Below are 18,880 nucleotides of genomic sequence, written 5' to 3' on the forward strand. Positions count from 1 at the left end.
AGGTTGTTTTATCATTTTAAGAGGGATGTCCTTAATGGGGGATGCCATTTCACATGCTGTTCTTCCAGGGGTTGCGATCTCTTATATGCTAGGAATCAATATTTTTTATGGTGCTGTAGTGACTGGTTTACTTACAGCGATTGCCATTGGCTATATTAGTCAAAATAGTCGGATTAAAGATGATACATCGATTGGCATCATGTTTACTGCTGCTTTTGCAGTGGGAATTATCGTTATTACTTTCTTGCAAAGTAGCACCGATTTATACCATATCTTATTTGGGAATGTTCTGGCTGTCCCTACCTCTGAAATGTGGATGACCTTAATTGTTACAGTCATAGTATTACTATCTGTCTATCTATTTTTTAAAGAGTTACTTGTTACGACCTTTGATCCTACTATGTCAGCAGCTTATGGCTTACCTAATAAAATCATACATTATCTGTTAATGGCCCTTTTAACAATGGCTACAGTTGCTTCATTGCAAACAGTCGGGATTGTATTAGTTGTAGCGATGTTAATAACACCTGCAGCAACTGCCTACCTCTTGACGAATCACTTGGGGATTATGGTTTTTCTAGCAGCTGGTTTTGGCGTTGTTGCTTCAATAATTGGTCTTTATTTTAGCTTTTCGTATAATTTAGCTTCTGGACCAACGATTGTCGTTGTAGCAAGCACATTGTTTGCCGTGGCATTTTTCTTATCACCGAAGCAAGGGGTGTTATGGCGTTCTATACGTGCTCGAAAAAAGAGAGCACTGGTAGTACAATCAGATAGCTAAAATAATCATCGTAAAAGGGAGAGGAAATATGAGAAAATTATTATTTATTACTACTATTCTTACACTGTTTTTACTTGGGGCATGTGGAAGTAAACCAACTGGCCAAGAAGAGGGTGCGAGTGAAAAATTGAAGGTCGTCACGACTTATTCCATCATTTATGATATTACAAAGAATGTCGGAGGAGGTGCCGTAGAAATTTATAATTTAACACCAATTGGAGCAGACCCACACGAATACGATCCTCTTCCAGAGGATGTTAAGAAAACAACTGATGCAGATGTTGTCTTTTATAATGGGTTAAACTTAGAAGAAGGAAACGGATGGTTCAAGAAGTTAATTGAAGTTGCCGGAAAAGGTGATGAGGAAGCACCCGTTTACCTAGTGAGTAAAGGAGTGGAGCCAATTCTTTTAGAATCTCAAGGGTTAGAAGAAGAAACTGATCCACATGCTTGGCTCGATTTACGTAATGGAATTAAATATACTAAAAATATACGTGATGCATTAATTAAAGAAGACCCCGAGAATGAGAATATCTATGTAGAAAATGCTGATCAATATATACTAGAGCTAACCGAGCTGCATGAAAAAGCGATTGAGAGAATTTCAACTATCGATGAAAATAAGCGATTTTTAATTACAAGTGAAGGGGCTTTTAAGTATTTTGGTGAGGCCTATGGCATAGAGACAGGATATATTTGGGAGATTAATTCTGAAAATCAAGGCTCTCCTCAACAAATGCGTGATGTAATAGATCTAGTCCGAGATAAAGGGATTACATCTCTTTTTGTTGAAACAAGTGTAGATCGTCGTACCATGGAAACTGTATCACAAGAAACGGGTGTACCAATTGTAGGCACTGTTTATACAGATTCCCTTGGAAAAGAAGGAACAGATGGGGATACTTATTTAAAAATGATGGAGTCAAACATTAATGTGATTATAGAAGGTTTAAATAAGTGATGATGTTTTAGTGAAAACACATTATCCATTAACAAAGGAAATGTGCGGGCTGTTGAGAAGTTTTCTCAACAGCTTGTTTTTTTGTTTCCTATTCCGATTATTCAGTGTACTTAGTAGAATATAGGTGAATAATCGTGAGGAGATTGATCCACATTTAAGGCCTATTCTTTAAAAAACAATTAGAATTAGAATGGGAAGTCATTGATTTATCCGACTACAAAGCGTGAAGGATCTCGCCAATATATTCAAACGCTGAACTTGTAAAAGTTGTCCTCTGCTTTCCCAATGCACAACATCTAAAAATTATAAAAAAGTGATTACACGAATTGTTTGGGAGGTAGCAAGGAAGAAATTAGAGAAAACCGTCTATCACTGCATTGCACTATTTATTTATATTATACGCCTTATAATCAGTGATAAAGTTACGTAATTTGTCAACCATATGTAAACTAAAGTAGTTTAAAATAAAACGATAGCTAAACTAAATTTCAATAAGTTTTTTAGAGTTAAGGAGTGACATGGTTTGGGTAAATCTTTTAATATAGGAATGAAAAGTATCGTATTAATAACCGTAGGTATTATTGCTTTAGTAGTGGCTTTCATTTTTATAACCGAAAATCAAATTCAAGTAGAGAATGGGGATATAACTTTTGATATTTCTCCACCTATAGACAACCAACCGACGATGGGTGAAGCCAGCGCGCCTGTCACTATTGTTGAATTTGGTGATTACAAATGTCCGGCCTGCAAAGCTTGGAATGAATCTGTATTTCCAAAAATTGAAGAAGAATATATTTCTTCTGGTAAGGTGAAATTCTCATATATTAATACATTATTTCATGGCGAAGAGTCTGCTTTAGCAGCTATGGCTAGTGAATCTGTCTGGAATCAGGATAATGATGCTTTTTGGGATTTTCATAAGGAAATTTTTATTCATCAGCCTGAAGCGCAAAGGCATGATGATGTGTGGGTAACTCCAGAAAAGTTAATAGATATCGCAGTTTCTGTTGGGAATGAGATTGATTTGGAGACATTAGCTGAGGATATGATAAAGCAGACGTATAAGGAAGATGTATTAAAAGATCAAGAACTCGTTGAGCAATATCAAGTCTCATTAACGCCTAGTATTGTTATTAATGGTACGATGGTTGAAGACCCGTTTGATTATGAGCATATAGTGAGCCTTATCGAAAAGGAATTGGAGTCTAACTAATGGATAAGGAAATTAGTATACAAAACCTCTTGTTATATATAGCCTGGCTGATCTCAGTGATGGCAACGTTAGGTAGTTTGTATTTCAGTGAAATTCGCTTGTTTGTTCCCTGTGAGCTTTGCTGGTATCAGAGGATTGTAATGTACCCATTGAGTATTTTGCTGGGAATAGCGGCTTACTATAATGATTCGAAAATAAAACGATATGTGCTCCCAATCGCTATTATGGGTGGAGTCATTTCACTCTATCATTATCTTATTCAAAAAATACCATCATTTGGTTCGATAAAGCCGTGTGCTGAGGGAGTTCCTTGTAATGTTCAGTATATAAATTGGTTGGGATTTATAACCATTCCTTTTCTAGCGCTAACTGCATTTACCATTATTTCAGTTCTTTTATTATTTATAAAAACGAATAAGAAGTAGAAAAGCTTATTTAATGCAAGGTTTTATTAAGCTGATAGACGAAGAGTTTTTTGATCGTCCCATAAGTTACTCAAAAATAAAGAACACACCCATTAAAACTGGGTGTGTTCTTTCAGTTTACTAAATAGTTACTCTAAATTAATTGTATTTAGACTTCGAAATTAAATGGAACAAACTTTGCTAAATAAGTAGCAAGAAATCGGAATTGTCCAGTTTAAAAGTAAAAGGCCTAATAAAATCATGATTAATCCCCTAATTTTTTGTAATAGCCGGTAGTATGTGGTTGAACTTTTAAATATTAAGTAAGGATTTTGACCATAACAAAGCAACCGAAATGGTTACCTCCATTTATGAACACTTTTAATGTTATGAGTATATTAATGGCTCGAATGATCCCTTTTTTTATTGTTATGCTCAATATTTCCCATTTCTAAATTAACCGTATCTGGGTTAGATATAATTGCATCGACATCAACGTCTCCAATTATAACCATTTCTTTTTCCATACGATGCATATTACAAGCCGTTACATGATAGTAAATGTAGTAAACTCCATCTTCCTCAAAAGTCCAGTCAAGTTGGTAAACACCAGGTTCTGCTTTCGGTGCTTCTATTAAGTGATGATATTCCTTATTACCATGTTCCCAAATTTCAAATTCAACTTGATTCGCAGTTTCAACAGGTAACCCTTCATGGGTGATGGTAGTACTAAAGTTCACTTCTTCATTTGGTTTAGGTTCACTTAGATCGTAACCAGAATCTATTTCGATTGGCACAAGTGTATTGGAGCAATCGCTAGTTTTTTCCTCAGTAGAGCATGCAGATAAAACCATGAGAGATGCAATGGAAAGAAATAAAAAATTTTTAACCATGGTTATATCAACTCCTTTTCTTGTTATTTTAGTTTATGATCGGAATCCTTTGGGACGATGCTGCTTAAATAGTCAATAATGTCCTCTTCTGTCATGCCTCCAGTGATCCGCTGAGTTACAATCCCATTTTCATCAATCAAGAAGGTTGTTGGTAAAGGTCTAATTCCATAAAGATCAATGACACGTCTTTCCGAGTCCATAGGGATGGGGAAACTAAGCTTATGACGTTCGACAAAGCGTCTTACAACTAACTCTGGCTCACCAACGTCAACAGCTATTATTTCTACACCTAATTCTTTAAACCGTTCATACTGATTCTCCATGTAAGGCATTTCTTTTTCACAAGGAGGACAATAAGTGCCCCAAAAGTTTAAAAAAACTCCTTTGCCAAGGTAATTACTTAATTGAATTGTTTGACCGTTTAAGTCTGTTAGGATAAAATCAGGTGCTTCTTCCCCCACTTTAACCATACCAGTTTGATCACTAAAAAAGTTTTGATAAAACGTGTAGCCTAAGGCTGTAACTATTATTAATAAGATGGTAGATCTAATAAGAAGGCGGCGTTTTTGTTTCATTTTATAGCACTCCTCTTTATGTACTGTTTAAGTTAAACGCACCGTATTGAGCTACGATGCGTTTTTAACTTTTTAAGCTTCCGGCATTGGAGTCGGAGTAGGGGGGATCCCCATCTCACTGTAGGCTTCATCAATCATGTCACGAATCTCTATTAAAGAAGTTCCTTTTTCATATTCTTGTTTAGCCGCACGGGCTATATCGACACAAACTCCTCAGCCAAAGCCCATGGTATCGAGAGTAACAATTCCATTTTCAACCTTTTCAACAAAGCAATGGGTATTACTTATATGACCATCTTCTTCATAACAACCACAGTAACAAGGCATATAATCCAAGACCTCTGGGTGGCTTACGGCGAATTGATACGCTTCTAAGATATCAGGATTGTCAGTAACCGACGTAACAACTGCCCAATCATCACTTCCAACCGTATATTCTAAAATTGGTTGTGCAAGTTTTTTATGTTCGTGTACAGGTTCAGTATTTTGTACACAACCAGTAATGAAGAGGACAGAGGCTAAAGTCACTACACCAAACGTTTTCATTTTCTACCTCCATCGTTAAAAGCTTGTCATGAAGCTTAAATAAATTGATAACACACTAAGAAAGCTCATAAAAAAGGCAAAGATTGCTGGCGCCTTCTTACGAAATGAATAAATTAATAATGCTAAAAATATAGCAGCAAGTAGCATAAATACAAAACTGAACGTGGTCAAGGAAAATTGAACTTGGCTTACGCCGGCAACGGTTCCTCCATAAAAAAACTGAAATAGAGCTGAGACTCCATTTGTTTTAATGGTTGACTCAATCTCATGTGGAGGAGAACTTTGACCGAGAAAGGCTGTCGCTGAAAAAATAAAAAGTAACAATAAACTTTCTCCTCTAACCCATGGCTTTGGATTAAATTGAGGATTTTGATTTAATCTACGTTTCATCCACATTCCGTTAAAAAAGGCAAAAACAAGAAGCGGAATAATGAATAAGTGTTTTATTAGCAGAGCTTGTCCATAATCTAATAGCCAGGAATTTGTATAATCTGTCAAATCTACGACGAGGCTCATCATATAAAAACCACTTATCATTGTGAGGATAAAACAGACAATTGCAAGTGGTGAATACCACTTTAAAAGAGCATTCCAATTTTTTGTGTCTTTTGAAAACCAACTAACGATAAAGAGGACTCCAATCCAGACACTTACTGCTGTAAAGTGTGTTGTATGAAAAGCAAAGCCACTCCATTCTGTTAACGATGCAGCGTGGCTCGCCCAGCCTACTGCTAGAATTAAGATAAATAAGAATACGAGGGCTAGGACAGCGTAAGATTTTTTTTGCTGAACGGGAAAGACAGAAATTAGCAAGTAATAAAAAATAGATAATATTAAAATCAGTGTCCATGCTCTACCTACTTCAAAATTGTTGATCACATTCGTTAACGTTAGTGACAATCCCACACCTTGATAAAGATACTCAACGATTTGAACGACAGGCATGGCGGAGAATAAAACAATTCCAAGAATAGATAGTTGCAACCAGCGCTTATGAATGCTAATGGTAGGTTTTTTTTCATTAGGAACGATAGCAATAATAAAGGTTCCTGCTAAGATGGCAAAAGATAAATATAACAACAGTTCACTAATCAAATAGATAATCATTGAATCTTTCCTTTTCTAATCACGTAAAAGAACGATACAATTGCAAGGATAGCTAAAATAATAGCAATTGTAGACATCATAGCTGGAGGATTTGCTGGTTCCATTTCCACCTCGACTGGATCTTCCTCCATAGATTGCTCGTCTTTATTAATGATTTGATTTGATTCTTCATTACTGGTTTTTTCTTGTTCGATTTTTACAGTGAATGATATCTCTCCTTCGATTGGATGTCCGTCTGCCCCGATTATGTTCCAATGAATTTGATAATCTCCACCTTGTAGTTCCTGTGGAAGCATTCCAGATAACATCTTATCTTCAATACTTATGCCAATCACAGCCACTCCGTTACCAGATGGATTTATTACTTGAAACTGACTTCCTTGTTCGACTTTCGTATTAAATTCCAATACAATTTCTCCAGGTGATTCGGTTAGCACTTCTCCTTCAGAGGGGGAGGATTTTACTAAGCTTGTATGAGCGAAAGTGGAATTTGGAAATAGTAACAAACAGATAATAAGCAAAAGCAATGTTTTTTTCATTTAATCCCTCCATTCTGTTAAGCCCATTGTATTGTAGCAAGTAATCAAAAATAATTAAACACTCATTTGAATATAATATTGACAATTCTAAAAACGAAGCATAGACTATAATCAAATGATAATTTGAATGAAGGTGATGGTATGGGTCAAAAAGTAAAACAGAACCAGGATACATGTGAGATTTTTTGTTATGACGAAGAAAAGGTAAAGCGGATCTCATCTATTGTAGAAGCTGAGAACCTCGCTCCAGTTGCGGGTATTTTTAAGGCTTTATCAGATGAAACTAGATTGAAAATTGCTTATTCCTTATTACAAGAAGGCGAATTATGTGTCTGTGATGTCGCGAATATTATTGGTGCAACAATGGCGACGGTCTCTCATCATTTGCGCCACCTCCGTAATTTAGGAATTGCGAAAAGTCGAAAAGAAGGGAAACTGGTCTTTTACTCTTTAGACGATGAGCACGTTAAATTGCTTGTTCAAACAGCTGTTGTTCATGGGAAGGAGGTGGAAGTACGTGACTGAAGAAACGAAGGGAATAGAATGTCAAAAAACGGTTTATCGTGTTCAAGGATTTACTTGTGCAGGCTGTGCTGCCACTTTCGAAAAGAACGTGAGACACCTGAAGGGCGTTGTTGATGCTAAAGTAAACTTTGGGGCTTCAAAGGTGACCGTTTTTGGTGAAGCAACGATAAAAGATCTAGAAAAGGCCGGAGCCTTTGAAAGTTTAAAAGTGATCCCCGAGAATGATCAAGAAGGGTTTGCAGAGAAGAAGGAACCGTTTGTTTTAAAATATTTAAACGTGATAACAGCTGCTCTTTTGGTGCTATTAGGCTACGTTTCACAATCCATTTACGGCGAAGGTCATGTTCTCTCGGTTCTGTTATTTGTAGCTTCAATTGTTATTGGGGGATTTTCGCTCTTTAAAGTGGGTTTCAAGAATTTATTGCGGTTGCAATTTGATATGAAAACATTGATGACGGTTGCGGTGATTGGAGCTGCGATTATTGGCGAGTGGACAGAGGGAGCAATTGTCGTTATTTTGTTTGCGATTAGTGAAGCTCTTGAACGTTTCTCGATGGATAAGGCTAGACAATCGATTCGGTCGTTAATGGACATTGCTCCGAAAGAAGCGCTAATTAGAAGAGACGGTCAGGAAATGATGATAAAGGTTGACGAGATAGAAGTTGGCGATATTATGATTGTCAAACCTGGTCAGAAAATTGCGATGGATGGCGTTGTTCGAAAAGGGCACTCTGCGGTGAACCAGGCAGCAATAACAGGAGAGTCAGTACCAGTTGAAAAGTCGGTAGATGATGACATTTTTGCCGGAACGTTAAATGAAGAAGGTTTACTTGAAGTAGAGGTCACAAAGCGCGTAAATGATACGACAATTGCTAAGATTATTCATCTCGTTGAGGAAGCGCAAGGGGAGCGTGCGCCGTCTCAAGCGTTTGTAGATAAATTTGCTAAATATTATACACCAGCTATTATGGTGGTAGCAGCGCTTGTCGCTATTGTTCCGCCATTATTGTTTCAAGCTAGTTGGGAGGTATGGGTGTATCAAGGTTTAGCGGTTCTAGTTGTTGGTTGTCCTTGTGCACTCGTCATCTCGACCCCCGTAGCCATTGTCACAGCCATTGGAAATGCTGCGAAAAATGGGATCTTAGTAAAAGGTGGAGTTTATCTAGAAGAGGCTGGTGCGTTAAAAGCAATCGCTTTTGATAAAACAGGTACGTTAACAAAAGGGAAACCCGTCGTCACAGATTTCACTCGTTATCAGGATCAGACAGGTGAAAAAGAATTATTATCTATCATTGCTGCTTTAGAGTATCGTTCTCAACATCCTCTTGCTTCTGCGATTATGACAAAGGCAGAACAAGAGAAGATCCCTTATATGGACATTGCTGTAGAGGAGTTTTCATCGATTACTGGTAAAGGAATTAAAGGAATCGTCGATCAAACTGAGTTCTATATTGGGAGTCCTTTCTTATTTAATGAATTGATGAATGGCGATCTACCATCTAAAGTAGAAGAGGACGTTCGAACACTCCAAGAACAAGGGAAAACCGCAATGATTGTTGGAACAAGTAGTGAAGTTCTTGCAATTATTGCCGTAGCGGATGAAGTAAGAGAAACGAGTCAGGAAGTTATCAAAAAACTGCATGACTTAGGGATTAAAAAAACGATCATGCTTACAGGTGATAATAAACGAACAGCTAAAGCAATAGGTGAACATGTAGGTGTAACCGATGTTCAGGCTGAATTGATGCCGGAAGATAAACTAGAATATATAAAACGATTACGCTCCGAGTATGGGAATGTCGCCATGGTAGGAGATGGAGTGAATGATGCTCCAGCACTAGCAGCTTCAACCGTCGGAATTGCAATGGGAGGCGCTGGCACAGATACCGCATTAGAAACCGCCGATGTTGCACTTATGGGTGATGATCTAACAAAGCTTCCTTATACAGTTAAGTTAAGTCGGAAAGCTTTGAATATTATTAAGCAAAACATTACCTTTTCATTAGGGATTAAATTAGTAGCGTTACTTCTAGTGATTCCAGGTTGGCTTACTCTTTGGATTGCCATTTTGGCGGATATGGGGGCAACCTTATTAGTTACATTAAATGGGTTAAGGCTGCTACGAGTAAAAGATAAATAATACAATTAAGAGAGATAAGGAAGCTTCCTTATCTCTCTTTTAGAGAGGAGAACATTGAAATGGTTTATGATGTTCTTGTCATTGGTGGAGGGCAAGCAGGTTTAGCTGTTGGGTATTATCTAAAAAAAGAACAATTACAATTTTTGATTATAGATGAACAAGAAAGAACAGGTGATTCTTGGCGTAACCGCTTTGACTCATTAGTCCTATTTACACCAAGACGGTATAGTGCTTTACCAGGACTTGCATTAAATGGTGATCCAAATGGATATCCTACAAAAGATGAAATAGCTGATTATTTACAGGACTATGCAGACCAATTTCGATTACCTATTTCTCACAATGTTAAGATCCAGAGACTAATGAAAAAGGAATCTATTTTTATAGTAACGATGTCAAATGGGAAAACTTATCAAGCAAAACAAGTGATTATCGCTACTGGAGCTTTTCATACACCGTTTACACCTAGTATAAGTCACTTCGTACATCCTCATATAGTCCAGCTACATGCAGTAGATTACAAAAACCCAAAACAAATACCAACATGTGAAGTTCTTATTGTTGGAGCTGGAAACACAGGAGTCCAAATAGCAGCTGAGCTTTCAAATAAATGCCAAGTCACCCTTTCATCTAGTAAGAAAATGAGGTTTCTCCCTCAACAGCTGTTTGGTAAAAGTATATTTTGGTGGTTTGAGTTAATCGGGATTTATAAGGTTAAGTCTGATACTTTGATTGGTGAACTTCTAAAAAAAAATGATCCTATAATAGGTGGGAATTTTAAACAATTAAGAAAAAAGGTAATCATTGCGAAAAGGTTAATTGATTTTAAGGGAAATACAGCAAGCTTTATTAATGGAAAACAAGCTAATTTCGATACAATTATATGGGCTACTGGTTATCAAAACGATTATTCGTGGGTGAAGGTTGATGAAGTAATTAGCAATCAAAGTAAACCTATACACCAAAGGGGGATCACATCAGTTAAAGGATTATATTTTATAGGATTAAGCTGGCAAACTAAGCGTGGTTCAGCCCTTTTACAAGGAGTTGGGGAAGATGCTCAGTACATAGTCGAAAAGGTAAAAGAGGTAATGAGGTTGAAGGGGCAAGATAATACTTGATTGCAACAAATCAGGCACGTAGGGTGAATGAATTTCCGTTATTATTTTCACCATCGTTATTTATAACTTAGGGCATTGTTGTATTTTTATTTACTTGACTGCTTTCTTGTTTTTATTTCTCCTATTTTTAGAGTCTTTTATTTACCTCGATTTTATCAAGGGTTTAAATTATTACAAAATGAAATAACAGAGAATATGAAAAAGAACACACCATTCACCTAATTGGTGTGTTCTTTTTAACCTTTTAGTAACCTTTACCTTTATTTATCAATAATAAGACTTGAGATTATTGTTTCTTGTTTTGTCCTCTTCTGATTTTTAATAAACCTTGAGCCACTATCGCCAATACAGGTAATTCAATTAATGGACCGATAATGAGAGCAAGTGCAATCAGCGGTTGGTCTGGGAATGCTGTTAAAACTATTGCTAATGCAATAGGAGAATTTCTAGCAATAATCGACATATTCAAGCTGACGGTATCCTCATAATTGAAACGAAACAACTTTCCGACTGTTTGAGCTAGGATAAAATTGATTACAAAAAACAGAAAAAGAGGTACTATCATTAGTAAAATAACGTTTAGATTGTTTATCAAGTAGGAGCCTTGCGATGCAAACATGGCAGTAATAGCTAAACATAAAAATATAATTTGAGAAGAAGCAAAAAAAGGAATGACTTTGTTCGTCAGCACTTCTTTCTTCTTTTTGAAAAGATACCGTGTAAGATTCGCAAATAGAAATGGAACGAATAAAAATAATACAACTTCTGTCACTGTTGCTACTTCAAAGGTGCCCATCGTTCCTGCAAAGAGAAATAAATAAATTGGCAATAAAGTGACCTGTAATAATAAATTAACAGGTAAAATGGACGTAGAGAGGGAGACATTTCCTTTCGCTATGGATGTAAATATTAAATACCAATCGGTACAAGGAGTCACTAATAGCAAGATAAAACCCAACCAAAGAGCAGGATGGTCTGCTAGAAAAATGGCTCCCAGTCCCCATGCTAATAAAGGTGTCAATAAAAAATTTATGATCACACTCGTGCTTAGAAATTTTATTTTTTTAAATGCTTCTTTTAACCCTTTTAACGGTATGATCAAAAAGAGTCCATATAGCATGAGTAATAGAAATGGTAAGATAAAAGTTTCTGCGTACTGTTCGATAAAGGAAAATTGTCCTAGAAGCAAACCGAAACCAACGGCAAATAATATAATAACTGTTTGTAATCTTTCCATGATATTCATTTGTAAGTCACTCCTTAAACTTAATTAAGGTAGATGTGCACAACATACCGTTGCTTATTAATGTACATGATTAATTTTATATATGCATTATGAATATTGACTTCCAATTTAGAAAAGGAGGGTGGTTTAAATTGAATGAAGAAGAATGGGAAGCAATTAAAAATAATGAGACTCAATATGATGGTTATTTTTACTATGCTCTTTCAACGACAAAGACGTTTTGCCGTCCATCGTGTACATCTAGAACTCCGAACCAGAAACATGTATCTATCTTTAAAGATGTAGATAACGCAATCAAAGCAGGGTTTAGACCATGTACTAGGTGTAAACCCAACTTAAAAGAATGGGCAGGGTATAAAGAAGAAGTTTCAAAAGAAGTTCTTAAATATATTCAGGAACATTTTAGAAACAAATTTAGTCTAAAACAAATAGGAGAATCTTTACAGAAAAACCCTCACTATATACATCGGAGTTTTAAAGCAATCAATGGTATAACTCCTTTAAAATATTTACATACATTACGAGTGGAGGAAGCTAAGCGATTACTGATTAACATGCAACTGTCTATTACGTATATTGCATTAGAGGTAGGTTATAATGATAGCACTCAACTTTCTGTGAAATTTAAGGAAATTACAGGTTTGTCCCCCTCTAAGTACAGAGAATCGTTGTTGAACTAAGAACTGTCTAGTTGAACAAGAACTGTCATTTATAACAAGATATTTGTTGAACAGTACAAATATACTGTACAACAAAAAAGAAGAACGATAGTCATTAAATTGGCCATCGTCCTTCTTCAATCGAGGGTTTGAAGATCGGTCAGAGAAAATGATTAAACTTTCTTTCATCTAATGTGCAACGTTTCACAAATAAAGAACCCGTTTTGATCAATCTTTTTTTCAAACGGGTTTTCCAATTGGACTTAAATATATAGGTTTGTGAGGTATTTTTGATCAAACTTTATTTCAAAGCTACAATCAATGTTCCAGTAAAACAAAGTCGTATAGTAAACAACAAAGTCGTATAGTGAACAACAAAACTATATAGTAAAGTAGAGGCTCTAGTATCAAGAGCCTCTTTCTTACATTTTTCTGAATTTATTCGCGGAGAAAACAAAATTTAATTATTGAAAAATTGAATATATTTGAATAACGGTATAGGTAATAGGAAAGAAAAAGTATAGAATCAACAAGAGAATTTCCTTCCCTTCTCTTGTTTGTCTAGACATTATGCAGCTTCGAAAATTGGTTTTTTTTGAATACGTAAATCAAAAAACGCAACAGAGTTTCTGTGCTGCGTTTTTTGGATTTATTATTTTAGTGCTTCTTCAAATTTTTTTATCCTTCTTATGCTATTCTCCAAAGTATTATCAATTAGTTGGTCAATGTCAGTGTTTCTTGGTACCCTTGAGCCAATAGGAACTCTAATTATCTCTTGTTTGGGTTTAGTATTGACTGGACCATTCAACGCTTTTGCCTTCTTGAAAAACCTAAAAAATCTCATTCCAGTCACCTCCTTATATTATAGTATACAACCAAAAACAAAAATGTATAGTGTTTAGCGCAATTTATTAACAGATACAATAAGTTGGATATATGGTTCTAAAATTTTCATGATTTTATATTGTTCAACATCATTCTCGTCTAAAATAGCGTTTGAATGTAAGTTTATCACACCAATTGCATCCATCTTATCCTTTGGAACAACTGGGACGCCAATTATTCCTTTATAAACCCGTGATAAATCTTCTTCAAATCCGTAAGTTGACTTAGCTTCGCCTTTAGAGACATCGCCAATCCATACTAGCTCTTTACCTTTGATTACTTTACCCGCAAACTTATCCCCTATTGCAATCTCCTTTGAATTGATTACGCCGTTAGGAATATTATATTGCCCCTCAATCTTAAGATTTCCTGTCTCTTCACATATAAGCATAATCGTAGCTTGCTTCATCAGTGGTTTTAATATTTCAATAGAACTCATCTCAGATAAAATTCTATCCAATACTAAATTGTACTGGTTTCTAATGTTCGTTTTGTCTTGAGAATAATCTGCAACTATTTCAATTAAGCGAGACAACGATTCAAAAACGTCATTTGGAAATTGAGATAATTCCTTTAACCTTTCTAACATTTTGTGCAACTCATTTATTTCTAATTGATAGTTTTCTATCTGACTTTGAGTTACTGCCTTAGCATAATATGTTAGAACCTTATTAAAGTCCTCTGTGTACTTTCCGTGAGACTCAATTGAATAGAATGGATTATTTATTTTTCCTTTAAAATTCAACGCCCAAATTAAATGTATATCTTTACTCACAAAGTTTTTTTGTATTTGTTGGATGAATGCTTTGAAAGCATAAATTGCTATATAAATAATGAAGACCCAGAGATAAAGATTAAAAGGAATTGCAAACCTCTCATCATAGGACTGATAAATTTTTTCTACTACCACCAAAGCAGCAATGATAAGTAGAGGGTAGTTTAACGGTATCATTAATGCAAAAAAAGAATTACCCATGCATTTAATTATCCAAGTTAACCAATTTTCCTTTAAACGGTTAAGCCGTATATATCTACCGTCATTTATTTGATTAATCAGATTATCATAAGGCTTTAATGATTCAGTGTGCTTTTCGTTCCTTTTTACTTTTTGTGAATTTCTCATAATTGACCTCTTAGAATATTCGAATTAAGAATGATTTTTTATTGATTTATAGAGATTTAATTGTACCAAAGTTTGACTGTAAAATCATTTTTTCGACATGTCATTAGAAAATGAAATAAACAAGGATTCTACAGAGATGACGGATTGGTTATAGAAATATTTTGCACCATGTTCATCTCTTACTTTAAAAGGGTTAAACCGCATTAAAAATATCCCCTCTCCCTAATAAATTAAAAATAAAAGGAATACCGTTAAAAAGAATGCGAAGACATTATGAATAACCTATTATAATTAAAGGTTTATAGGAAACAGATGATTCTTTGTAAATAAGACAAGAAGGGAAAAATTAAGACGTATCTGAGGGTGAACTTTTATCTGGGACTGTTGCAGATTTTTATAAAGCAGATATAAAACATCAAGAAGGTGAACCCCCTACGGAAAGTCCATGGTACTGTCTAAATGCAGCAGCCCCTCATTATAAGAAAAAGGTTGTAACGTCAGTTGAAATATTCTATAGGACCTCTGATATTTATTCCGGGACTTTTATTTGTGATTGTGGTTTTATTTATACACGACAAGGACCTTTTATAAATGAAGAAGTTGAGCTGAGAATTGGCATAATCAACCAATATGGTCCTGTTTTTGAGAATAAACTTTTGAACCTAGTAAGAGAAGTAATAACGCTAATAGAGATGAGGGAAGGATTAAATATTTCTTATGACGCACTTAAGAACGCTATTAGTAATCTAGGTACAGAAGCAAAAGGTAGGTATACCTTGCCAAAGAAAGCGAGTGCGAAAAAAGTATTTTCTTTAGAGGAGAAGAGAGGGAGATATAGAAAGAAGTTGGAAAAAGCGCTACAGTCACATCCTAATTTGTCTCTTGGAGAAGTAATGGGGAAAAATGGCAGTACGTATTCTTGGTTAAAACAACATGTTTCTGAATGGTTAAAAAATAAGGATGCTGACTTGAAAAAGGACACCTAATCATTCCAGACTGCGGTCGCTAGTGACGTTGGTAGGCAACATAAAAACCCATCATTACATTAACTTGTTTAACATAAATGTTCCTAAGGTTAAGTAGCTTGTTTGATAAAATAGGTTTCATACACAATTTCTAAAAAGTAGATGGACTGCTCTTTAGAATTAAGCATTGAGATAATAAATATTTCTAATTGTAGTCTTGTAACCCTTTTATTGTTGTTAAAGAGACGTCTGATATATTACGATGAAGCCGTATGTACGATTAATAAAAAGTCCAACAGATTGGATGTAAATTTATTATCTTAAAGTGAGTGAAAAAAGCTGACAAAAAGAAAATAAGGAAAATTAAACTATTTTTCTACATTTTCTTCGGCATATGTGACCGCTTAATTAGGGTTACTTTTCTTATCTATCTGTTTACAAATTAACCCGAATTAATTTTAAACAGGAAATTAGGTAGGATAAAAAAACGACATTATAAACACCGAGGTGGGGGAACTCCCACCTTTAATTATTATTCGCATTATCTATACATAGGATTACTCAAATTATTAATAAACCCTCTTTAATAAGAAAAATTTTAGGGCATTAAAGAGTGAGAGGTAGTTAGTGCATGTTATACGGTTATGGTTAATAGTTTAGCCCTATTAATGAGTTTAACTGTTTTACATATTACCTTCTGGTACCATAGGTAACCCTTTGTAAGGGTACACAGAGTAAGGATTACTTGTAATCAGAATGCTTTTAGATAGGAACATTGTTATTCTTTCAAGGAAAACACAGTATGATTAAAGCGATTTAGGAATAAAGCGGTGCTTATTCACTTAACATATAAGTAAAGAGTCACTGGATAGTGACTCTCTCTTTCGAAAAAACTTCCATAGAAGCCGGTGCCTTCAGCTCGATAATGGACGAATTAGATGTTACCATTAATGTATCTACTCATCAATCTGCTGCTAAAAGGCTGTTCAGTATATCTCTTTATTCGATAAACTAACTATCATATCCGTTCTCCAATCATCCAAAGTAATAAAGTGGTATGTTTTTACTGTGGGATTTTCGTAAACATAATAAAGCGTTTTTTCTTCTTTTTTTAATAAATCATCTGCCTCGGAAGAGACCATCCTAGCCATCATTTTATGCCAATCCTTTTCTTCGAAACTCATCCACGCCCATCCATATCCAAAGCCTTCAATGTCAGTCCAGTTATTAAAATAAGGATTATCCTCATCATCATAGTAATTGTTAACGACTTGAATATAGTCAAAAAGGGCGGTGGTCATTTTTAATTCTAAAACAATCTTTTCGTCCAATTGTCCAGATTTAATCATTTTATCCTCTGAAGATAATAAGTGTTCGTGAATAATATTCATCATATTCCACCTTTTTGTTTTGTCACAGTTTTTCTCTAATGGACATCGTCAACGGACTGCGATACAACTATTTATTTAAAGCTTCTGCAATAGACTTATTAATGTAAGCCTTAATGAAATCTTGAGTACCTCCATAAGGTTTCATTAGGTTGTCAATATATACTTCTACTTTTTCATACACTAAGTTGTTAACCTCTTTTGTATCAATTTTGACGTCTCGACTAATTTTTTGGGCAACGATTTTAGTGATATTGTCTGCAATGTTGTTGTAGTAATCACTCTTTTGAGCTTCCTTAAGTTTGCTATCAACAAGTCGATTAATTTCTTTTTTGAGTTCTTCTCTCAATGCTTCTCTCGCCATTCCTCTTGCTATGCCTTCGAACTCTTTTTTAATCTGTTTTTCTAAAATTTCATGTTCTTTTAGGTCAAGTTGAATATTAACTCTCATTTAAATTCCACCTTTAATTTGTACACAGATTCCTTCAAAAATTCCTTATGTATATTTGATAGTCGATATATAGATAATTAGAATGCCATAAACCTTCTTTTGAAACGTTAAAAGACCAGTTTTAAATGCCTAGCTCCTACTTGGATTATTCCATTTAGCCTAAGCTTTTGTATGTTCTCTTTTTTTGTTAGAAATATTAATAATTCCTTCTATGCAGTTCACTATTAAACCATTATTAACTTAAAGAAGAGGGGGACTTAACTTTGAAATGATTCAATACCATTTGGATGTTGATTCACATTCACGTAATTACACAGGAAGCAACGGAGGAGGGTAATGGATGGCTTTGTTTGGTTATTGCTTTTAAAAAGAAGTGGTTTTTGTGTAAATAAGGTTGATGTTCATGTTCCTTTGCATATAAAAAAGAAGCGAAATTCTTTCGCCTCTCGCAAATTACTCGTATATATAGTCAAACACATGCGGACAAATCACTCTGAGAATCACCATTTACCTTCTAATACACCTCTTAGATATTCCTTGAGAGAATCGAGAAGCATTTCTTCGTCTTGTTCACCTGTAGGCACAGCCACTAACACGGTTTCGATGGAATTTCTTAATCGTTTTACTTCTTCTGTTTGACCGCAGCTACATTTCTTGTTTTTTTCTTTTAATCGTTCAAACTCATGATAAATGGCATCTGTCCTCTTGGCGATTTTTTCGTTTCTTTTTCCGAGTTCAAGTGGAATGTTAATTTGAGGGGAATTAGAGTGGTTTCCATCTTCAGTCGTCATACTAAAAAAAGAGCGGGGTCTTCCATTCCCTTTATTTTTGTGGTACATGTTAAGGTTTTATTTGCATTCATGGTCATACGAATGATTCCTCTCCTTTTATGGTTTCAAACATCTTTCTCATACCAATGTTAGGTCCTTAATTATAAAAACATCTTGTTGATGGACTACGAGCTAGTCTGAATGAAGTACCTACAACAAAGCATCTTTGTGCTGTCGCCTTTCTTTCTATTCTCATACTCTTTTACCTTTGATTCCGCTTGTTCCAAGGATAATCCAGAAGCTTTCACTTCAAATATTGGTAGCACATCACAATAATAAATCACGTCATAAGTCAAAGGCACTCACTTTCCCTCGTTGTAGTTTGTTTATTTAATGAGATACATTTTATCGTGACCATGTAACCTACAAATAGCGTATGAATAACGTATGAATAACGTATGGTCAACTTATTAATAAGGTGAAAAAAGGCAAAAATCCGTATTTTCAACAAGCAGCCTTGATGAAAGGTAAGTATTTGGCATGTAGAGAATTTAAGTGCTATTCTTTGAGATGGTAATCAATACATTC

The 18,880-nt window shown here is 35.1% G+C and carries 19 protein-coding genes and 1 pseudogene; 9 read left to right on the forward strand and 11 right to left on the reverse strand.

Translation table 11 applies throughout. From position 1 onward, the window contains the following. From JCM9157_RS17545 to JCM9157_RS17560, 4 genes are all read left to right on the forward strand, one after another. On the forward strand, positions 1–781 hold a 781-nt coding region (locus JCM9157_RS17545; RefSeq protein ID WP_035666765.1), incomplete at its 5' end, for a metal ABC transporter permease. Positions 782–809: 28 nt separating this feature from the next. Further along, positions 810–1,742: a metal ABC transporter substrate-binding protein gene (locus JCM9157_RS17550; protein ID WP_035666768.1), complete on the forward strand. Its 933-nt coding sequence runs from the start codon at positions 810–812 to the stop codon at positions 1,740–1,742. Positions 1,743–2,265: 523 nt separating this feature from the next. After that, positions 2,266–2,955 (forward strand): DsbA family protein, encoded by a 690-nt coding sequence (locus tag JCM9157_RS17555; protein ID WP_439644353.1) that lies wholly within the window; start codon positions 2,266–2,268, stop codon positions 2,953–2,955. After that, positions 2,955–3,380, forward strand: a complete 426-nt coding sequence (locus tag JCM9157_RS17560) for a disulfide oxidoreductase (RefSeq protein ID WP_035666770.1) — start codon at positions 2,955–2,957, stop codon at positions 3,378–3,380. Before JCM9157_RS17555 ends, JCM9157_RS17560 begins: the two co-directional genes overlap by 1 nt. Positions 3,381–3,757: 377 nt before the next feature. On the opposite strand, the gene JCM9157_RS17565 is transcribed toward JCM9157_RS17560, so the two are convergent. The 5 genes from JCM9157_RS17565 to JCM9157_RS17585 form a co-directional block, all read right to left on the reverse strand. After that, the gene (locus tag JCM9157_RS17565) at positions 3,758–4,252 is read right to left on the reverse strand and encodes a FixH family protein (protein ID WP_035666772.1); all 495 of its coding nucleotides are present in this window, start codon (positions 4,250–4,252) and stop codon (positions 3,758–3,760) included. 23 nt (positions 4,253–4,275) lie between these two features. Then, positions 4,276–4,827, reverse strand: coding sequence for a thiol-disulfide oxidoreductase ResA (resA, locus tag JCM9157_RS17570; RefSeq protein WP_035666774.1), 552 nt, complete (start codon positions 4,825–4,827; stop codon positions 4,276–4,278). A 72-nt stretch (positions 4,828–4,899) separates the two neighbouring features. Continuing rightward, positions 4,900–5,373, reverse strand: a complete 474-nt coding sequence (locus JCM9157_RS17575; RefSeq protein WP_276563945.1) for a PCYCGC motif-containing (lipo)protein — start codon at positions 5,371–5,373, stop codon at positions 4,900–4,902. Positions 5,374–5,388: 15 nt separating this feature from the next. Next, positions 5,389–6,480, reverse strand: a complete 1,092-nt coding sequence (locus tag JCM9157_RS17580) for a CopD family protein (protein WP_035666778.1) — start codon at positions 6,478–6,480, stop codon at positions 5,389–5,391. Beyond that, positions 6,477–7,019, reverse strand: a complete 543-nt coding sequence (locus JCM9157_RS17585; RefSeq protein ID WP_052013233.1) for a copper resistance CopC family protein — start codon at positions 7,017–7,019, stop codon at positions 6,477–6,479. Before JCM9157_RS17585 ends, JCM9157_RS17580 begins: the two co-directional genes overlap by 4 nt. A 141-nt stretch (positions 7,020–7,160) precedes the next feature. Between JCM9157_RS17585 and JCM9157_RS17590 the strand changes: the two genes are divergently transcribed. The 3 genes from JCM9157_RS17590 to JCM9157_RS17600 are packed head-to-tail and all read left to right on the forward strand — an operon-like array spanning position 7,161 to position 10,805. Further along, the gene (locus JCM9157_RS17590; protein WP_035666780.1) at positions 7,161–7,544 is read left to right on the forward strand and encodes an ArsR/SmtB family transcription factor; all 384 of its coding nucleotides are present in this window, start codon (positions 7,161–7,163) and stop codon (positions 7,542–7,544) included. Then, complete coding sequence (locus tag JCM9157_RS17595) at positions 7,516–9,684, forward strand: heavy metal translocating P-type ATPase (protein ID WP_173401262.1); 2,169 nt, start codon at positions 7,516–7,518, stop codon at positions 9,682–9,684. Before JCM9157_RS17590 ends, JCM9157_RS17595 begins: the two co-directional genes overlap by 29 nt. Before the next feature lie 59 nt (positions 9,685–9,743). Beyond that, positions 9,744–10,805: a flavin-containing monooxygenase gene (locus JCM9157_RS17600; RefSeq protein WP_235715044.1), complete on the forward strand. Its 1,062-nt coding sequence runs from the start codon at positions 9,744–9,746 to the stop codon at positions 10,803–10,805. A gap of 286 nt (positions 10,806–11,091) precedes the next feature. On the opposite strand, the gene JCM9157_RS17605 is transcribed toward JCM9157_RS17600, so the two are convergent. Continuing rightward, positions 11,092–12,051, reverse strand: a complete 960-nt coding sequence (locus JCM9157_RS17605) for an arsenic resistance protein (RefSeq protein ID WP_035666782.1) — start codon at positions 12,049–12,051, stop codon at positions 11,092–11,094. A gap of 131 nt (positions 12,052–12,182) precedes the next feature. On the opposite strand from JCM9157_RS17605, the gene JCM9157_RS17610 reads away from it, so the two are divergent. After that, the gene (locus JCM9157_RS17610) at positions 12,183–12,731 is read left to right on the forward strand and encodes an Ada metal-binding domain-containing protein (RefSeq protein WP_035666784.1); all 549 of its coding nucleotides are present in this window, start codon (positions 12,183–12,185) and stop codon (positions 12,729–12,731) included. A 631-nt stretch (positions 12,732–13,362) separates the two neighbouring features. Here JCM9157_RS17610 and JCM9157_RS17615 read toward each other — a convergent pair. Next, complete coding sequence (locus JCM9157_RS17615) at positions 13,363–13,554, reverse strand: hypothetical protein (protein ID WP_035666786.1); 192 nt, start codon at positions 13,552–13,554, stop codon at positions 13,363–13,365. Positions 13,555–13,608: 54 nt separating this feature from the next. Then, entirely contained in the window at positions 13,609–14,718 is a 1,110-nt protein-coding gene (locus JCM9157_RS17620) for a GAF domain-containing protein (RefSeq protein ID WP_035666788.1), read from the reverse strand. A gap of 404 nt (positions 14,719–15,122) precedes the next feature. Between JCM9157_RS17620 and JCM9157_RS24150 the strand changes: the two are divergent. Then, positions 15,123–15,704 (forward strand): annotated as a pseudogene (locus JCM9157_RS24150) (TnsD family Tn7-like transposition protein); the annotation flags it as partial. Positions 15,705–16,669: 965 nt separating this feature from the next. Here the strand turns inward: JCM9157_RS24150 and JCM9157_RS17630 are convergent. The 3 genes from JCM9157_RS17630 to JCM9157_RS17640 all read right to left on the reverse strand — a co-directional run bounded on the left by JCM9157_RS17630 (position 16,670) and on the right by JCM9157_RS17640 (position 18,361). Next, complete coding sequence (locus tag JCM9157_RS17630; RefSeq protein ID WP_035666792.1) at positions 16,670–17,074, reverse strand: hypothetical protein; 405 nt, start codon at positions 17,072–17,074, stop codon at positions 16,670–16,672. A 67-nt stretch (positions 17,075–17,141) separates the two neighbouring features. Continuing rightward, positions 17,142–17,522, reverse strand: coding sequence for a hypothetical protein (locus JCM9157_RS17635; protein WP_035666794.1), 381 nt, complete (start codon positions 17,520–17,522; stop codon positions 17,142–17,144). 500 nt (positions 17,523–18,022) lie between these two features. Continuing rightward, positions 18,023–18,361, reverse strand: coding sequence for a hypothetical protein (locus tag JCM9157_RS17640; RefSeq protein ID WP_148296907.1), 339 nt, complete (start codon positions 18,359–18,361; stop codon positions 18,023–18,025). Positions 18,362–18,880: the final 519 nt, after the last annotated feature.

It is taken from the genome of Halalkalibacter akibai JCM 9157 (genome assembly GCF_000513135.1).
GTDB lineage: Bacteria > Bacillota > Bacilli > Bacillales > Bacillaceae_D > Halalkalibacter > Halalkalibacter akibai.